The sequence below is a fragment of the Comamonas sp. genome (assembly GCF_036643215.1).
Taxonomy (GTDB): domain Bacteria; phylum Pseudomonadota; class Gammaproteobacteria; order Burkholderiales; family Burkholderiaceae_C; genus Comamonas.
On the sequence record NZ_JAVXSJ010000001.1, the window covers coordinates 317,275 to 331,622 of the forward strand.

Consider the following 14,348-nt stretch of genomic DNA (forward strand, 5'->3'; position numbering starts at 1 on the left):
TTTTTGGGCGCTGCAGTTCAGCGCTGCAGATTGAGCAGCTTGCGGCGCAGCAACTGCACTTCTTCGATCAGGTCAGCGGTCAACGCAGCGAGCTGCGGGTCTGCATCAAAGCTGTGCTCCAGCTGTGCAATGCGGCGCGCCCGCACCAGAGACTGGCTGCTGAAGCGCCACTGCTCATGACTGATTGCGGCTGGGCTGCCGTCGTTGTCGTAGCCGATGATGCCGGTCTGCACATGCTCAATCACCCATTGCGGGCTGGTGCTGCAGTGGCGGGCGAGTTCATGCAGGCTCAGCATGGTCTGATCCAGCAGCTCTGCAGGCTCAGAGAAAGGCGTAAGTGAGGTATTCATGAGAAACCTTTCAATTCAGACTGCGCGCGTCAAACTGCGGGAAGGCTTTGGCGAAGTCCGCATAAGCCTGCTTTTGCGCAGGCGTTACGGCGGGCGGGAACACCACCTCCAGCACCAGATACAGGTCGCCGGGCGTGGCGGCTGGCAGCCCCTTGCCTTTAATGCGCAGCTTGCGTCCGGACCGATATCCGGCCGGTACGGTGACCTCCAGCTCTCCGGCTAAGGTCTTGAAGGGGATGGGGCCGCCCAGCTCGGCCTCCCAAGGTGCCAGTGGAACGCGCTGATAGACATCCTTGCCTTCTGACCACCAGCGCGGGTCGTTGCGAAAATGCACTTCCAGCAGCAAGTCTCCGGGCTCACCCTTGCCCAGACCGGGGTTGCCTTGGCGGGCCAGCCGAATCATCTGACCTTCACGGACCCCCTTGGGGATGCTGACCTGAAGCTCCTTGTCCTTGGTGGTGGGCATTCCGTGTTCGTCTAGCACGGTAGTCCTCAGGTGCAAGGAGCGAACGGCGCCGCTGTAGCTGTCCTGTAAATCCAGTTCGATGCTGGCGTGCTGATCCTGTCCGCGCAGATCGGGCGTGCTGCGGGAGCCTTGCTGGCTTTGATGGCGCCGGGTGCGTGCAGCCTGGCCGAACATTTGCGAGAAAAAGTCGCTGAAATCGGCGTCGCTGGCTGAATCGGACTGGCTGCTGAAATGAAAGTCCTGCTGATCCCAGTTGGGTGGTGGGCGAAAACCGCCGCTGCCCTGGGCTCGTGCGTTTTGAGCAAACTGCATCTCGTCACCCATGGCGTCATAGGCGGCGCGCTTCTCGGGGTCCGAGAGCACGGTATTGGCTTCGTTCACTTCGGCCATGCGTGCAGCTGCATCTTTTTCTTTGCTGATGTCGGGGTGATATTTGCGCGCCAGCTTTCGGTAGGCCTTTTTGATTTCGTCGGCGGAGGCTTTTTTATCCACGCCAAGTATCTTGTAATAGTCCTTGTAATCCATGGAGTCACCAATCCTCTAAAGAAAGATCGAATGGGCGCAAAGCCACGACTTGGGCGATGCGCCATTTATCAGTTATAAAAATCATAGGGGTTGAGCGCAATGGATTCAAGAGTGAGCCTGTTTTCAAGGTCGCAGTGATGCCTGATGCAGCGATCAAGTGATTGATAAGCCGTTACCATTGCGTCGACTGATTAAAGGGGTGAGCCAATGCTGGCCCAGAGTTTGTTGAAATGACACAAAAAATTACAAAAGCCGACGAATGGCTGGTTGTTTGCCTCTGTGCTGCCTGGTGTGGTACCTGCAAGCAATACCAACAGTCCTTTGAGGCGCTGGCCGCCCAGTTTCCGGAAATGCGCTTTGTCTGGCTCGATGTAGAAGACCGCGAAGATGTGACTGGGGATCTGGATATAGAGACTTTTCCGTCGATTCTGGTGGGGCAGGGAAGTCAGGCCAAGTTTCTGGGGCCTGTGCTGCCGCAGACGGGTGTTCTGGCTCGCATGTTGCAGTCGCTGCCCCAGGATGCCGCAGCCAAGCCTGCCGATGTGCAGGAGGCGCAGGATTTGCTGCAGCGCTTGTTACGCGCTGATGACTTGCAGGAAGTCTTGCGCTGACAGCTGTTTTATGCGAGCTAGTTTGTGCGAAAACAATGGTTTGAGGCTACAATTACGGCTTCACGACCAAACGGGCGGGTACATACCGCCCGTTTTTTTTGGGCAATTCATGGCGGGGTCTGTTTAAAACAGAGCTAAGTCCATGATTTGACGAATTTTTTCGGGATTGAACTGAATACACGTGGCACTACAGCAAATCGTTGAACAAACCGTGACAGGTCTAGGTTATGACTTGGTCGAAATTGAACGCACAGCAGGTGGCTTGCTGCGCATCACGATTGATTTGCCTTGGCAGGCGCCGGAGGAAGGTGCGCCTGAGCTGCCCGATCAGTTCGTGACAGTGGAAGACTGCGAAAAGGTCACGCGTCAGCTCCAGTTTGCACTGGAAGTCGATGGCGCGGATTACGCCCGCCTGGAGGTCTCGTCTCCAGGGATTGATCGTTTATTGCGCCATGAGCAGGACTTCATTCGTTTTGAAGGCTCTGAAGTGGACTTGACGCTCAAGGCTCCCATTGGGGCGGCTGGCGGTGAAAAGATCAATGCAAACCGCAAGAAATTTCGTGGCACGCTGGAGCGTACTGAAGAGGGTGGATGGCAGCTCGTCTGGAGTGATGAGCCTCCTCCCAAGCCGGGCGTGCGCGTTAGCAAAAAGCGTGAGCCTGCACCGATGAACGTGATGGGCTTCACACTGGATGAGCTGCGTGACGTGCGTCTGGCACCGATTGTGAATTTCAAAGGGCGCGCCGCCAAGTCCTAATCAGACGGCTGGGGCGTTGAATTTTTTGGGGCAAAGAGGCGGTAAGCAATTTCCTCTTTGTGTGATTGAAATAGGAGAGTCGTCGCATGAATCGCGAACTGTTGATGTTGGTTGAAGCCATTTCGCGCGAGAAGAACGTTGAGCGCGATCTGGTTTTTGGTGCAGTGGAATCCGCACTGGCACAAGCCACCAAGAAGCTGTACCAAGGTGAAGTAGACATCCGCGTGTCCATCGATCGCGAAAGCGGCGACTACGACACCTTCCGCCGCTGGGTGGTGGTGGCTGACGATGCCGGTCTGCAAAACCCTGAAGCCGAAGAAATGCTGATGGACGCGGAAGACCGCGTTCCCGGTATTGAAGTCGGTGAGTTCATCGAAGAGCAGATTGAGTCTGTGCCGATTGGCCGTATTGGCGCCATGGCTGCCAAGCAGGTCATTCTGCAGAAAATCCGTGACGCCGAGCGCGAAATGCTGCTCAACGAGTTCTTGGCTCGTGGCGACAAGATTTTCACAGGCACTGTCAAGCGCATGGATAAGGGCGACATCATTGTCGAATCCGGTCGCGTGGAAGGCCGCCTCAAGCGCGGTGAGATGATCCCCAAGGAAAATCTGCGCAACGGTGACCGCGTGCGAGCCATGATCATGGAAGTGGATGCTACCCTGCGCGGTGCTCCTATCATCCTGTCGCGTTCGGCCCCTGAATTCATGGTGGAACTGTTCCGCAATGAAGTCCCCGAAATCGAGCAAGGTTTGCTGGAAATCAAGAGCTGCGCTCGTGATCCTGGCAGTCGTGCGAAAATTGCCGTACTGAGTCATGACAAGCGCGTGGATCCTATCGGCACCTGCGTAGGTGTTCGTGGTACCCGTGTGAATGCCGTGACCAATGAACTGGCTGGCGAGCGCGTGGATATCGTGCTGTGGTCTGAAGACCCCGCCCAGTTCGTGATCGGCGCCCTGGCTCCTGCTAATGTCTCTTCCATCGTGGTGGATGAGGAAAAGCATGCCATGGACGTGGTGGTGGATGAAGAAAATCTCGCCATCGCCATCGGTCGTGGCGGTCAGAACGTACGTCTGGCCTCCGAGCTGACTGGCTGGAAAATCAACATCATGGACGCTGTCGAGTCTGCTCAAAAGCAGGCTGACGAGTCAGCTGGCTCACGCAAGCTGTTCATGGAGAAGCTGGATGTCGACGAGGAAATCGCCAACATCCTGATCGAAGAAGGTTTCGAGACTCTGGAAGAAGTGGCCTATGTGCCGCTGCAGGAAATGCTCGAAATTGAATCCTTCGACGAAGAGACGGTAAACGAGCTGCGTAGCCGCGCTAAAGATGCACTGCTGAGTCAAGAAATCGCTCGCGAAGAAAATGTGAGCAAGGCATCTGAGGATCTGCTGTCCCTGGACGGTATTACGTCCGAACTGCTGGACAAGCTGGCGCAAGCTGATGTGCACACCCGTGATGAACTGGCCGATCTGGCAATCGACGAGCTGACCGAAATTACCGGTCAGACCGCTGAAGAAGCCAAGGCTTTGATCATGAAGGCGCGTGAGCACTGGTTTACCGATGGGCAAGAGTAAGGTCAGGGAGGTTCAGAGCATTTATGTCGAGTAATACGGTTGCAGAATTTGCGGAAGAACGCAACACGACCCCTGATTCCTTGCTGCAGCAGCTCAAGGCAGCCGGGGTTGATAAGGCGAATGCGGCTGATGTGTTGACCGAAGGTGACAAGCAGCGTTTGCTGAGCCACCTCCAGGTTAGCCATGGCAGCGGAGCCAAAAAAATTACGCTAACGAAGAAGTCCACCAGCGAAATCAAGCAGGCGGACTCCTCGGGCCGCGCTCGTACGATTCAAGTAGAAGTGCGTAAGAAGCGCACTTTTGTGAAGCGTGAAGATACACCCGCAGAGGTTCAGGCCAATGCGGAAAGCATGGCCAAGGCCGTGCAGGTGCGTGCTGCAACTCAAGAGTTGGTGCGCCGTGAAGAAGACGCTCGCCGCGAGGTTGAGCAGTTGAGTCACCAGGAAGAAGAATTGGCCAAGGAACGTCTAGAGCGCGAAGAGCGCGAGCGCCGTGAGCGTGAAGCCGAGGAACGTGCTGTTGCTTATGCAGCAGCCGAAGCTGCTAAGGTAGCTGAAGCCAAGGCGGCAAAAGAAGAAGAAAAGCGCGGGCATGTTGCCGGTGCTGCTGCTCGTGCAGCTGCGCAGGTCGAAGCCCGAGTCAAGGCAGAAGCTGAATCCAAGGCCAAGGCTGACGAAGAAGCCTCTCGTGCCAAGGATCTGGACGAGCGCCGTCGCAAGGCTCTGGCCGAAGCTGAAGCTATTCGCGCCATGATGGCTGCGCCTAAGAAGGTGCTGGTCGCCAAGAAGCCGGAAGAGCCTAAGAAGGTTGCTCCTGCTGCTGTGGATGCCAAGAAGCCTGCTGCCAAGGATGGCGCTAAGCCCGCAGGTACTGCCGGTGCTGGCGCTAACAGCGCTGCCCGTCCAGGCAAGGAAGTCAAATCTGCAAAGCTGTCTTCGAGCTGGTCTAACGACGCAGGCAAGAAGAAGGAAATCAAAACCCGTGGCGACAGCTCGGGTGGCGTGGGCCGTTCCAACTGGCGCGGTGGTCCTCGTGGTGGTCGTCGCGGTAGTGATCGCAACGAACAGCACCAGCAGCAACAGGCTCCTGAGTTCCGTCAGCTTGAAATCTCGGTGCCCGAGACCATCACCGTGGCCGAACTGGCACACAAGATGGCCATCAAGGCATCTGAGCTGATCAAGGTTCTGATGAAGATGGGCCAGATGGTCACCATCAACCAGCCGCTGGACCAGGACACCGCCATGATCGTGGTGGAAGAAATGGGCCACACCGCCAAGGTGGCGGCACTCGACGACCTCGAAGCCTTTACGGACGAAGAAGTCTCCAGTGCTGAAGCCGAGCTGCTGTCGCGTGCACCTGTGGTGACCGTGATGGGTCACGTTGACCACGGTAAGACTTCGCTGCTGGATTACATCCGTCGCACCAAGGTTGCGTCGGGCGAAGCCGGTGGTATTACTCAGCACATTGGTGCTTACCATGTGAAGACGCCTCGCGGCATCGTTACCTTCCTGGATACCCCCGGTCACGAGGCCTTCACGGCCATGCGTGCTCGCGGTGCCAAGTCGACCGATATCGTGATTCTGGTGGCTGCTGCCGACGACGGCGTGATGCCTCAGACCAAGGAAGCTATCAAGCACGCCAAGGCTGCTGGTGTTCCTATCGTTGTGGCTATCACCAAGGCTGACAAGCCCGATGCCAACCCAGATCGCGTCAAGCAAGAACTGGTGGTTGAAGAGGTGTTGCCTGAAGAGTACGGCGGTGATTCGCCCTTCGTGGCAGTGTCTTCCAAGACGGGTCAAGGCATTGACGAGCTGCTGGAGCAAGTGCTGCTGCAGGCCGAAGTGCTGGAACTCAAGGCGCCTGTGGATGCAGCTGCCAAGGGTATCGTGATCGAAGCTCAGCTGGACAAGGGTCGCGGTACCGTGGCTACGGTGCTGGTGCAGTCCGGTACGCTGAAGGTGGGCGATGTGGTTCTGGCTGGCCAGACCTACGGCCGCGTTCGTGCCATGTTGGACGAAGACGGCAAGCAAACCAAGATGGCGGGTCCTTCCATTCCTGTGGAAATCCAGGGTCTGAACGAAGTGCCTATGGCTGGTGACGACTTCATGGTGCTGAGCGACGAACGTCGTGCCCGTGAAATCGCTACTTACCGCGCTGGCAAGTTCCGTCATACCAAGCTGGCCAAGCAACAAGCCGCCAAGCTGGAAAACATGTTCGCCGAAATGTCCGCTGGCGATGTGCAGACTCTGCCCATCATCATCAAGGCCGACATGCAAGGTTCGCAGGAAGCGCTGGCAGCATCGCTGCTTAAGCTTTCGACCGACGAAATCAAGGTCCAGCTGGTGTACTCCGGCGTGGGTGGTATCTCCGAATCCGACGTCAATCTGGCGCTGGCTTCCAAGGCCATCATCATCGGCTTCAACGTGCGTGCAGACGCCCAGGCTCGTAAGACAGCCGAAGGCAATGGCGTGGATCTTCGCTACTACAACATCATTTACGACGCCGTAGATGAAGTGAAGGCTGCGATGTCCGGCATGCTGGCTCCCGAGAAGCGTGAAGAGATCATTGGTATGGCTGAAATCCGTACCGTGTTCGTGGCCACGAAGATCGGTACGATTGCTGGTTCGTACATCACTCAAGGTAACGTCACTCGCAACGCACACTTCCGTCTGCTGCGCGACAACGTGGTTATCTACACGGGTGAGATCGAATCGCTGCGCCGCTTGAAGGACGATGTCAAGGAAGTCAAGGAAGGCTTCGAGTGCGGTATCAAGCTGCGCAACTACAACGACATCAAAGAAGGCGACATGCTGGAAGTCTTCGAGATCAAGGAAATCGCCCGCACTCTGTGAGCGCTGTAATTTCTAATGGCAACTCGTAAGAAAACTGCTGCGCCAAACCGCAGCTTCAAAGTCTCCGACCAGATCCAGCGTGATCTGTCGGAGCTGATCGCCCGCGAGTTGAAGGATCCGCGCATTGGTATGGTCACGCTGCAAGGCGTGGAGGTGACTCCAGACTATGCCCATGCGAAGGTGTTCTTCAGCGTGCTGGTAGGCGATCCGGAAGTGACGTTGACTGCACTCAATCAGGCCGCAGGCTTTCTGCGTAACGGCCTATTCAAGCGTCTGCACATTCATACCGTGCCTACGCTGCATTTCGTCTATGACCGCACAACCGAGCGCGCATCCGACATGAACGCCTTGATCGCCAAGGCGGTGGCTTCGCGCGGTCCTGAAGAAGAGTAAGCAATGAACGCCCCTCGCACACGGGTGCAGCGGCGCCCCGTGCATGGGGTGTTGCTGCTCGACAAACCGCTGGGATGGTCCAGCAACGATATCTTGCAGAAGGTCAAGTGGCTGCTGCGCGCCGAAAAGGCCGGGCATACAGGCACGCTTGATCCGCTGGCCAGTGGCGTCCTGCCACTGTGCTTTGGTGCTGCAACCAAATTCAGTCAGCTTCAACTGGAAGCTGAAAAGACCTATGAAGCCATCGCCCGTCTGGGGCAGACCACAACCACGGCGGATGCCGAAGGTGATGTGGTGCTGGAGCGTGCGGTGGATCTGGCCTCTATCACGCCAGAGAGACTGGCCGAGGTGCAGGCTCAATTCACAGGCGAGATCAAGCAAGTGCCGCCCATGCACAGTGCTTTGAAAAAAGACGGTAAGGCTCTCTATGAATATGCCCGCGCGGGCATTGAAGTGGAACGTCCAGCACGCGATGTCACAATTCATGCATTGAATTTGTCTCTAACGCAGGACGAGCAAGGGTATCCAGCTATCAAGATGAGAGTGACCTGCAGCAAGGGCACTTATATCCGTACATTGGGTGAAGACGTGGGCGAGGCCTTTGGCTGTGGCGCCCATTTGCGTTTTCTGCGCCGAGTGGAAACGGGTGGTCTTGATGTCTCGCGCTGCGTGACGCTGGAGGCGCTTGAGGCCATGAATGATGAAGAGCGCGTTGCGCAGGTTGAGCCTGTGGATGCCTTGCTGCATCGTCATGCCGTCATCACCTTGGGTGAAGAGGATGCCGGACGCTATTTATCAGGCTTGCGCCGTCGAGGGTCATGGGCTGATGCCCCGGCTGTCGCGGTGTATGGTGAGCGCCCGCATGCCCTTTTGGGGGTTGGCCGTGTGATGAGCGGGGAGTTGATTCCCGAGCGTCTGCTCAGTCCGCTAGAAATTCAACAAATTTTGGAAGGAAAGCCGCGTCCACAAGTAAGCGGCAGTTTGGAAACTTTATGAGCAAACAAATCCGCAACATTGCGATCATCGCGCACGTTGACCATGGCAAGACCACCATGGTTGACCAGCTGCTGCGCTCCTCCGGTACTTTTGCCGAGCACGAAAAAGTCGTCGATACGGTGATGGATAACCACGCCATCGAACGCGAGCGCGGCATTACCATTCTGGCCAAGAACTGTGCCGTGACCTGGGAAGGTACGCACATCAACATTCTCGACACACCCGGTCACGCGGACTTCGGTGGTGAAGTGGAACGTGCCCTGTCCATGGTTGACGGCGTGGTGCTGCTGATCGATGCGCAAGAAGGCCCCATGCCTCAGACGCGTTTCGTGACCAAGAAGGCGCTGGCCCTGGGCCTGCGTCCTATCGTGGTTGTGAACAAGGTGGACAAGCCTGGTGCCAACCCCGATAAGGTCATCAACGCTGCTTTCGACCTGTTCGACAAGCTGGGCGCTACTGACGAGCAGCTGGACTTCCCCGTGGTGTACGCCTCGGGTATCAACGGCTGGTCTTCCAAGGAAGAGGGCGAGCCTGGTGCGCAATGGGGTCCCGACATGTCGGCCTTGTTCAACACCATTCTGGAACACGTGCCTGCCGTGGAAGGCGACGCAACTGCACCTTTGCAGATGCAAGTCTCCGCACTGGACTACTCCACGTTCGTGGGTCGTATCGCCGTGGGCCGTATCACTCAAGGTACGTTGAAGCCCGGTCAGCAAGTCGCCGTGATGGCCGGCCCTGATGGCAAGCCTTACACAGGCAAGATCAACCAGGTTCACACCTTCCAGGGTATCGATCGCGTGCAAGCCACCGAAGCCGGTCCTTCGGAAATCGTGCTGGTCAGCGGTATCGAAAACATCGGTATCGGCGAAACAGTGACTGACATGGCCAATCCCCAGCCTCTGCCGATGCTGAAGATTGACGAGCCCACACTGACCATGAACTTCTGCGTGAACACCTCGCCTCTGGCAGGTCGTGAAGGCAAGTTCGTGACCAGCCGTCAAATCTGGGACCGCCTGCAAAAGGAACTGCGCTCCAACGTGGCTCTGCGCGTCAAGGAAACCGACGAAGACGGTATCTTTGAAGTGGCTGGTCGTGGTGAACTGCACCTGACGATTCTGCTGGAAGAAATGCGCCGCGAAGGCTACGAGCTGGCTGTGTCCAAGCCCCGCGTGGTGATGCAGATGATCGACGGTGTGAAGCACGAGCCTATCGAGCTGGTGACTGCCGACATCGAAGAATCCCACCAAGGTGGCGTGATGCAAGCCCTGGGTGAGCGCAAGGGCGAGCTGGTCAACATGGAACCCGATGGTCGCGGTCGCGTCCGTCTGGAATACCGTATTCCTGCCCGTGGCCTGATCGGTTTCACCAACGAATTCCTGAACCTGACACGTGGTTCCGGTCTGATCGCCAACATCTTTGACAGCTACGAACCCCATAAGGGTGACATCGGTGGCCGCAAGAACGGCGTGCTGATCTCCATGGACGACGGTGAAATCTTCACCTACGCCCTGGGCAAGCTGGATGACCGTGGCCGTATGTTCGTGAAGCCTAACGACCCCGTGTACGAAGGCATGATTGTGGGTATCCACAGCCGTGACAACGACCTGGTGGTGAACGCTACACGTACCAAGCAGCTGACCAACTTCCGCGTGAGCGGTAAGGAAGACGCGATCAAGATCACGCCTCCTATCGAGCTGTCGCTGGAATACGGTGTGGAATTCATCGAAGACGACGAATTGCTGGAAATTACTCCTGTGAGCCTGCGCGTGCGCAAGCGTCACCTGAAGGAGCATGACCGCAAGCGTGCTTCGCGTGATTGATTTGCTCAGTGCAATAAAAAAAGGCCCTTCGGGGCCTTTTTTATTGCCTGCTGCAACAGTGGGTCATATTGTCTGGTGTGTCGCATGACAGGCAGACCAAGGGTAATCGGCCTTGTTCTGCGGGGCAGGTTTCTAGAATCATCGTCACAAAGTGGCACGTATCCTGCGATTCAGCAGGGTTGCATTAACTCTAGGAGCGGTATGACCCCAAAAATGTTGAACATGGCCCTGATTGCTGTTGGCAGCACACTGGCGTTGACGGCCCAAGCCGCAGATTTGAAGGTGGCCATTGATCCAACCTACGAACCCTTTACCTATAAGACGGCCGACGGTAAGCCCACGGGGTTTGATGTAGACATTGCCAATGCTATCTGCGCAGAAATGAAGCGCAATTGCGTGTTTGTGGAGCAGGTCTGGGACAGCATGATTCCCGGTCTGCAGGCGCGTAAATACGATGTGGTCGTCAGCTCCTTGTCCATCACGGAAGAGCGCAAGCGCGTGATTGACTTCTCGGATCGCTATTACAAGACCCCAAGCGCGATTGTCGTGAAAAAAGGTACGGCATATGCCAACCCAGCCTCGCTCAAGGGCAAGCGCATTGGCGTGCTGAAGGGCAGCACGCAAGAGAAATGGGCCATGGGAGAACTCAAACCCGCAGGTGTGACGGTCGTTCCGTATGAGGCACAAGATCAGGTCTATCTAGATATCAAGGCGGGCCGTCTGGATGGCACGGTGGCCGATAAGGTCGAAGTGCATGGCGGCTTCCTGCGCAAGCCTGAAGGCAAGGACTACGGCTATGTGGGGCCCGATCAGTACGAGACCAAATACTACGGCGATGGAATTGGCATTGGCATGCGCAAGGGGCAAAAAGACCTGAAAGATCAGATTAACAAGGCCATTAAGACGATTCGCAGCAATGGCACTTACAACCAGATTGCCAAGAAGTACTTTGACTTCGATCCGTACGGGAACTAAGCCCTGAAGCCTGGCTGCCCGCAGTGCGCTTTAACGGCTGCGGGCTTTGTTTCATCAAGCTTTTGCGCGAATGAGTGACTACTATTTATCCATCCTGCACGGAGCCTTGTTGACGGTAGCGGTATCTATCGCCTCCTTGTGCGTCTCTACGGTGCTGGGTTTGCTGGGAGCGACAGCCAAGCTCTCGAGTAAGAGACCTCTGGTCTGGGTGGCTACGCTTTATACGACGGTGATTCGCGGCATTCCTGAGCTGGTGCTTATGCTGCTGGTTTTTTATGGCGCTGCGATTGGCATCAACAGCCTGTTCGAGGCCATGGGCTCCGACTTTGTGCTGGATCTGAACCCCTTTGTCGCCGGCGTTGCCACACTGGGCTTTATTTATGGCGCGTATATGACCGAGACATTTCGCGCCGCCATTCTCGCCATTCCGCCTGGCCAGATGGAAGCGGCGTGGGCGTTTGGCATGAGCCCGCTGCAGACATTTCTGCGCATTACGCTACCGCAGATGGTGCGTTATGCCTTGCCGGGCTATACCAACAACTGGCTGGTGCTCATCAAGGCAACGGCTTTGGTCAGTCTGATCGGCTTGCACGATATGACCTATCTTGCCAAGCAGGCCAGTGCAGCGACACGTCAACCCTTTGTTTTTTTACTGTTTGCGGCTGCCTTGTATCTGGTGTTCACCAGCATGTCCTTGTGGGTGCTCAAGCGCCTGAATGCACGCTACAGCCTGGGCACTGAAAAGGTGCAGTTATGAGCTGGGAGATCATCTTTCAGCCAGAGCATCTGGCCATGTACGGACAGGGGCTGATTACCACGCTGTGGCTGCTGCTGTCCTGTCTCCTGATTGGTTTTGTGCTGGCCATACTCACGGCTTTGGCACTCACCAGTCGCAGCTGGCTGCTGGCTAAGTTGGCCGCCTCTTTTACCTATTTTGTTCGCGGCACGCCGCTGCTCATTCAGGTCTATCTGATTTATTACGGGCTGGGGCAGCTGGAGTGGATTCAGGCGCGCTGGGATGAGGTCTGGCCCTGGACCTATTTCAAGCAACCGTTCTTTTGCGCCTTGCTGGCGTTTGCGCTCAACAATGCAGGCTATACCGCCGAGATGCTGGCTGGCGCCATTCGCGAGACATCTCCCGGCGAAGTAGAGGCGGCGCGGGCCATGGGAATGAGCCGCTTTCAGATCATGCACCGCATCGTGCTGCCCAGTGCCTTGCGGCGCACGCTGCCCCCCTATAGCAACGAGGTGGTGCAGATGCTTCACTCCACCAGTCTTGCGAGTGTGGTGCCAACCCTCACCGATGTGACGGCCGTGGCCAGCCGTATCTACTCCGATTTTTATCTGCCATTTGAGGCCTACCTTGCCGCTGCAGTGATTTATCTCTGCGTGACGTTTGCGCTGATTGGTACCTTTCGTCTGCTGGAAAAACGCTTTCTGGCCTATCTGGCACCGCGCGCGCAATAACTGAGTACCGGTTTCAAATTTATGACATCCACCGCATACAAACTGCAAGCAGAAGGCATTCACAAGAGCTATGGCAGCAACCATGTGCTCAAAGGCGTCACGCTGACCGCCAAAGCGGGTGATGTGGTCAGCCTGATCGGTAGTTCAGGGTCTGGTAAATCCACGTTGCTGCGCTGTATCAACTTGCTGGAAAAGCCCCAGAAAGGGCGAATTCTGGTGGCGGGCGAAGAGCTGAAGCTCAAAGCAGGGCGCAGTGGAGAGCTGGAGCCGGTAGACCCCAGACAGCTGCAGCAAATGCGCACCAAGCTTGCCATGGTGTTTCAGCATTTCAATCTGTGGGCGCACAAGACGGTGCTGCAGAACATCATTGAGGCGCCCGTGCATATTCTGGGCCTTGGCAAAGATGAGGCCGTTGAGCGGGCGCGCAAATATCTCAAACTGGTGGGGCTGGAGGGGCGCGAAGATACTTGGCCCAACCATATGAGCGGCGGCCAGCAGCAGCGCGTTGCCATTGCCCGGGCACTGGCGGTAGAGCCTGAGGTGATGCTGTTTGATGAGCCCACCAGCGCGCTGGACCCGGAGCTGGTCGGTGAAGTGCTTCGCGTCATGCGACTGCTGGCCGAGGAGGGGCGAACCATGGTGGTCGTGACCCACGAAATTGCCTTTGCCCGTGAAGTCTCCAATCACGTGATTTTTTTGCACCAAGGATTGGTGGAGGAGCAGGGTGATCCGCGTGAAGTGCTGCGCAACCCGGAAAGTGAGCGGCTGGCCAAGTTCCTGTCTGGCAGCTTGAAATAAGGTGCGCTCAAGAAGCGTTCAATTTACTCCTTGGTAAAACAAAAAACCGCATGGCAAGCCGATGCGGTTTTTTTGATGGGGCGCTTTTCACGCCCTTGAGTGGCAGCAGATTACTTCTGTGCCAGCACCCATGCGGCCAGCTTCTTGGCTTCGGCATCGTTGACCTGAGCGTTAGCAGGCATGGGGATAGGGCCCCACACGCCGGAGCCGCCCTTGATGATCTTGGCTGCCAGCTTGTCAGCGGCATCCTTTTGACCCGCATACTTGGCTGCAACATCCTTGAATGCGGGGCCAACCAGCTTCTTGTCGACGGCGTGGCAGGCCATGCAGTTCTTGGACTGGGCCAAAGCCTGGTCAGCCATTGCAGGAGCGATAGCAGCTGCGGACAGAGCGATAGCGATCAGTGTTTGCTTCATCATGAGTTTCCGGGGGATTTAAAGTTCAAGTTTTAGCGCATTGTAGAGCTTGCGTTGTGTACTCTTTGGTATGCACGCAATTTTGACAATTTGAGAGAGGGAGGACGTATGTATTTGTTAGGTCTGGCAATTGTTTTGTCTTTGCTGAAAGTAGCTGAAATCGGCCCTGTGGCGGCCTGGAGCTGGTGGATCATCTTGGGCGTTTACGGGGCGGCCGTTGCCTGGTGGGCGTGGGCAGATGCTTCTGGCTACACCAAGCGCAAAGCCATGGAAAAAATGGATCAGCGCAAGAAAGATCGCCTTGAGCGCCAGAAGCAGGCGATGACACCCGGTCAGCGCCGTCGCTGA

Annotated in this window: 15 protein-coding genes; 12 read left to right on the forward strand and 3 right to left on the reverse strand. The window is 56.5% G+C overall.

Features of this window, described 5'->3' with window-relative positions; translation table 11 throughout:
- Window positions 1-17: 17 nt before the first annotated feature.
- Both RSF91_RS01480 and RSF91_RS01485 read right to left on the reverse strand, forming a co-directional pair.
- Window positions 18-350 (reverse strand): chaperone modulator CbpM, encoded by a 333-nt coding sequence (locus tag RSF91_RS01480; protein ID WP_332566746.1) that lies wholly within the window; start codon window positions 348-350, stop codon window positions 18-20.
- A gap of 10 nt (window positions 351-360) precedes the next feature.
- A complete protein-coding gene (locus RSF91_RS01485) occupies window positions 361-1,341 on the reverse strand; it encodes a J domain-containing protein (protein WP_332566747.1) in 981 nt (326 codons plus the stop codon).
- 230 nt (window positions 1,342-1,571) lie between these two features.
- Between RSF91_RS01485 and RSF91_RS01490 the strand changes: the two genes are divergently transcribed.
- From RSF91_RS01490 to RSF91_RS01540, 11 genes are all read left to right on the forward strand, one after another.
- Window positions 1,572-1,952 carry a thioredoxin family protein gene (locus RSF91_RS01490; RefSeq protein ID WP_332566748.1) on the forward strand — a complete coding sequence of 127 codons (381 nt, stop codon included), beginning with the start codon at window positions 1,572-1,574 and terminating at the stop codon, window positions 1,950-1,952.
- Between the two features lie 181 nt (window positions 1,953-2,133).
- Window positions 2,134-2,709 carry a ribosome maturation factor RimP gene (gene rimP, locus RSF91_RS01495; protein WP_332566749.1) on the forward strand — a complete coding sequence of 192 codons (576 nt, stop codon included), beginning with the start codon at window positions 2,134-2,136 and terminating at the stop codon, window positions 2,707-2,709.
- Window positions 2,710-2,795: 86 nt separating this feature from the next.
- A complete protein-coding gene (gene nusA, locus RSF91_RS01500) occupies window positions 2,796-4,283 on the forward strand; it encodes a transcription termination factor NusA (protein ID WP_198461549.1) in 1,488 nt (495 codons plus the stop codon).
- 23 nt (window positions 4,284-4,306) lie between these two features.
- Window positions 4,307-7,135 carry a translation initiation factor IF-2 gene (gene infB / locus RSF91_RS01505; RefSeq protein ID WP_332566750.1) on the forward strand — a complete coding sequence of 943 codons (2,829 nt, stop codon included), beginning with the start codon at window positions 4,307-4,309 and terminating at the stop codon, window positions 7,133-7,135.
- A 15-nt stretch (window positions 7,136-7,150) separates the two neighbouring features.
- A complete protein-coding gene (gene rbfA, locus RSF91_RS01510; protein ID WP_099736565.1) occupies window positions 7,151-7,528 on the forward strand; it encodes a 30S ribosome-binding factor RbfA in 378 nt (125 codons plus the stop codon).
- A gap of 3 nt (window positions 7,529-7,531) precedes the next feature.
- The gene (truB, locus tag RSF91_RS01515) at window positions 7,532-8,524 is read left to right on the forward strand and encodes a tRNA pseudouridine(55) synthase TruB (protein WP_099736566.1); all 993 of its coding nucleotides are present in this window, start codon (window positions 7,532-7,534) and stop codon (window positions 8,522-8,524) included.
- Complete coding sequence (gene typA, locus RSF91_RS01520; RefSeq protein WP_332566751.1) at window positions 8,521-10,344, forward strand: translational GTPase TypA; 1,824 nt, start codon at window positions 8,521-8,523, stop codon at window positions 10,342-10,344. Before truB ends, typA begins: the two co-directional genes overlap by 4 nt.
- A gap of 201 nt (window positions 10,345-10,545) precedes the next feature.
- Window positions 10,546-11,319, forward strand: coding sequence for an ABC transporter substrate-binding protein (locus RSF91_RS01525; protein ID WP_332566752.1), 774 nt, complete (start codon window positions 10,546-10,548; stop codon window positions 11,317-11,319).
- Between the two features lie 70 nt (window positions 11,320-11,389).
- The gene (locus tag RSF91_RS01530; protein ID WP_332566753.1) at window positions 11,390-12,076 is read left to right on the forward strand and encodes an ABC transporter permease; all 687 of its coding nucleotides are present in this window, start codon (window positions 11,390-11,392) and stop codon (window positions 12,074-12,076) included.
- Complete coding sequence (locus RSF91_RS01535; protein WP_332566754.1) at window positions 12,073-12,786, forward strand: ABC transporter permease; 714 nt, start codon at window positions 12,073-12,075, stop codon at window positions 12,784-12,786. The genes RSF91_RS01530 and RSF91_RS01535 overlap by 4 nt, the downstream gene beginning before the upstream one ends.
- Window positions 12,787-12,807: 21 nt before the next feature.
- Window positions 12,808-13,584, forward strand: a complete 777-nt coding sequence (locus tag RSF91_RS01540) for an ABC transporter ATP-binding protein (RefSeq protein WP_332566755.1) — start codon at window positions 12,808-12,810, stop codon at window positions 13,582-13,584.
- Between the two features lie 110 nt (window positions 13,585-13,694).
- Here RSF91_RS01540 and RSF91_RS01545 read toward each other — a convergent pair whose 3' ends face one another.
- Window positions 13,695-14,000, reverse strand: coding sequence for a c-type cytochrome (locus tag RSF91_RS01545; protein ID WP_099737904.1), 306 nt, complete (start codon window positions 13,998-14,000; stop codon window positions 13,695-13,697).
- A gap of 108 nt (window positions 14,001-14,108) precedes the next feature.
- On the opposite strand from RSF91_RS01545, the gene RSF91_RS01550 reads away from it, so the two are divergent.
- Complete coding sequence (locus RSF91_RS01550; protein ID WP_332566756.1) at window positions 14,109-14,348, forward strand: TIGR04438 family Trp-rich protein; 240 nt, start codon at window positions 14,109-14,111, stop codon at window positions 14,346-14,348.

Bases quoted from the DNA above. Each gene is read 5' to 3' on its own strand.
- truB (WP_099736566.1), top strand. From the start codon at position 7,532: ATGAACGCCCCTCGCACACGGGTGCAGCGGCGCCCCGTGCATGGGGTG.
- typA (WP_332566751.1), top strand. From the start codon at position 8,521: ATGAGCAAACAAATCCGCAACATTGCGATCATCGCGCACGTTGACCAT.
- rbfA (WP_099736565.1), top strand. From the start codon at position 7,151: ATGGCAACTCGTAAGAAAACTGCTGCGCCAAACCGCAGCTTCAAAGTC.
- RSF91_RS01550 (WP_332566756.1), top strand. From the start codon at position 14,109: ATGTATTTGTTAGGTCTGGCAATTGTTTTGTCTTTGCTGAAAGTAGCT.
- RSF91_RS01545 (WP_099737904.1), bottom strand. From the start codon at position 14,000: ATGAAGCAAACACTGATCGCTATCGCTCTGTCCGCAGCTGCTATCGCT.
- nusA (WP_198461549.1), top strand. From the start codon at position 2,796: ATGAATCGCGAACTGTTGATGTTGGTTGAAGCCATTTCGCGCGAGAAG.
- RSF91_RS01535 (WP_332566754.1), top strand. From the start codon at position 12,073: ATGAGCTGGGAGATCATCTTTCAGCCAGAGCATCTGGCCATGTACGGA.
- infB (WP_332566750.1), top strand. From the start codon at position 4,307: ATGTCGAGTAATACGGTTGCAGAATTTGCGGAAGAACGCAACACGACC.
- RSF91_RS01530 (WP_332566753.1), top strand. From the start codon at position 11,390: ATGAGTGACTACTATTTATCCATCCTGCACGGAGCCTTGTTGACGGTA.
- RSF91_RS01490 (WP_332566748.1), top strand. From the start codon at position 1,572: ATGACACAAAAAATTACAAAAGCCGACGAATGGCTGGTTGTTTGCCTC.
- RSF91_RS01480 (WP_332566746.1), bottom strand. From the start codon at position 350: ATGAATACCTCACTTACGCCTTTCTCTGAGCCTGCAGAGCTGCTGGAT.
- RSF91_RS01485 (WP_332566747.1), bottom strand. From the start codon at position 1,341: ATGGATTACAAGGACTATTACAAGATACTTGGCGTGGATAAAAAAGCC.
- RSF91_RS01540 (WP_332566755.1), top strand. From the start codon at position 12,808: ATGACATCCACCGCATACAAACTGCAAGCAGAAGGCATTCACAAGAGC.
- RSF91_RS01525 (WP_332566752.1), top strand. From the start codon at position 10,546: ATGACCCCAAAAATGTTGAACATGGCCCTGATTGCTGTTGGCAGCACA.